Here is a 2,076-nt window from a genome sequence, read left to right as displayed (position 1 = left end):
ATGCGGCTTAACTTAGTGCCATTAGGCATTACCCTATTTACACCTCTACTATGAGCTAGTCCGACTACCTTGCTAAGCTTATCTCTAGCTTTTTAGGCTCCAAGATAAGCATTCAGAAATAGCAAGGTTCTCCCAAGTTCCAAAGCAATCAGTTCATCTACCCGCTACGGACTCAGACCCCGACACCTCCACGCATACTCGCCTTTACGTATTGCGTAGTGCTGATTTCAGGCATATGAAAACCTTGATCAGGTGCGACGATGGTATATTACGGGGCTCAATACCTTCACTCGCGTTGTGGCTGATAGACCGCCCTTACTACAGCTTCATAATGTTCGTTACCTTGCATTATGTGTAGTTCGGTTCCAGACTGGTGGCTAGCCTTTTTCTGGGCTGGATTGTCCAGCTTGATTGCCTTAGCTTTGCTTGGCGCACTCACAATATTACTCCTAGGGTTCAATGATAAATAAAACTATATAACTGGCGACCATGCAGGAGACTGCACGGCACCTTTTGTACTTGATGGTAATGTAATTTTAACCTTACCGTCAATAGATACCATAGCCAGATTAGCATCGCCATTTGCATGCCCTTGACTATAAATAATCATATGCCCATCTGGCGAAATACTGGGAGATGAGTCAGCCTGCCCGTCTGTTAAAACGGTAATCTTGCCTGTAGATAGTTCAACCTTTGCAATCTGAGTACCTGTGCTATCCAGACCTTTATACATAAAAACAATGGTTTTTCCATCGGGGGTGTATTGCGGATCAAAAGCCTGTTTGGCATTAAAAGTTAAGCGTTGTGATGCGGGATATTTTGCCTTTACTGAAGTGGTATAGATCTGCGGAGATCCGCCTCGATCAGAGACAAAAGCAATTTTCTGGCCAGAAGGCGAAAATGCCGGTGCCGTATTAATCCCATTAAGTGTTAATTTCTTATAGAGCTTATCGTTAGATGTATTTAACAGATAAATATTCGTGTTTTCTGAATACCCTTGTGATAATACCATTGCCATACTTTTGCCATCCGGTGAAAAGGCAGGCGAGCTATTAATACCTTCATAATTCGCAATTTTTTTGCGCTGCCCACTGTAGATGTTAATCGTATAAATCGCCATTCCACCATTGTAATAACTCACATAAGCAATTTTTTTACCATCAGGCGACCACGCCGGGGACATAATGGGCTCTTTTGTTTGTTTAAGCAACACATGAGGATTAAACCCATCATAATCAGCGATCACAAGTTGATATACCGATTTTGTTGCATCATAAGGGTTTGTCACGCTAACATAGGCGACTTTAGAGGTAAAATACCCCTTGTTGCCTGTAATTGCCTGATAAATATAATTACTGATAGTATGCGCAAGCAGACGAAATTGCGCAGCCTTAATACCATTGAACGCTCGCGCGCTTAACACTTCGTTATTTGCCTTGCTAACAAGCGTATAACGTACATCGTACGTATCTGCCGTCACTTTCTTTACATGGCCAAAAATAATATAATCCTGTGGCCACTTTTGCCACTGAATTTGCGAAGTATTACTAATCGTTTGTGGCAAGTTTTTTTGCGCCACATCAAAGCGACCTGAGTTTTTTAAATCATCAGAAATAACCCCACTAATACCCTCAGGAGTCTCTCTGCTTTGTACATGTGCCCCACTAAACGGTAATATACCAACAGCGATTTGCTGCGTAATACCCTGAGTGATATTAATCGTTAGTCTGGCCTGTGTAACACCTGCAATAAGTATTAATAACAGCAGGGCGATTAGTCGATAGTATTTTGTTATTTGTCGAGTAGACATCTCTGTTTCTCCTATTTATAATTTAAATTTTAAACATAATGTGAGAAAGCATGATGCCCCTCACAGAACCGTACTTGTAGATTTCCCACATACGGCTCTTCAATTTAACTCACTGAACCTGTTAAAGTATAAAAATCATGTGTTATCCGTGGTTGCGGTAGTGGATAGCGTTCAATATATTTGTTGAACTTCTCCCAACTTAATTTCCGCTTTTGGCTTCTTCGATTTAACCATTTCTTTGCCATCCGTTTGGCCATTGAGTAATC

Annotated in this window: 2 protein-coding genes; both read right to left on the bottom strand. The window is 41.3% G+C overall.

Annotation, left to right across the window (positions count from 1 at the left end; translation table 11 throughout):
* Window positions 1–286 precede the first annotated feature (286 nt).
* Window positions 287–439, bottom strand: coding sequence for a hypothetical protein (locus DNK84_RS14230; protein ID WP_162902112.1), 153 nt, complete (start codon window positions 437–439; stop codon window positions 287–289).
* Between the two features lie 33 nt (window positions 440–472).
* Entirely contained in the window at window positions 473–1,810 is a 1,338-nt protein-coding gene (gene tolB, locus DNK84_RS04955; RefSeq protein WP_119343454.1) for a Tol-Pal system beta propeller repeat protein TolB, read from the bottom strand.
* Between the last annotated feature and the right edge of the window lie 266 nt (window positions 1,811–2,076).

This window comes from Facilibium subflavum (assembly GCF_003574485.1).
GTDB classification, from domain to species: Bacteria; Pseudomonadota; Gammaproteobacteria; order Francisellales; family Francisellaceae; genus Facilibium; species Facilibium subflavum.
Note: the sequence above shows the minus strand (reverse complement) of the source record. Positions and strands in the feature narration are given on the sequence as shown.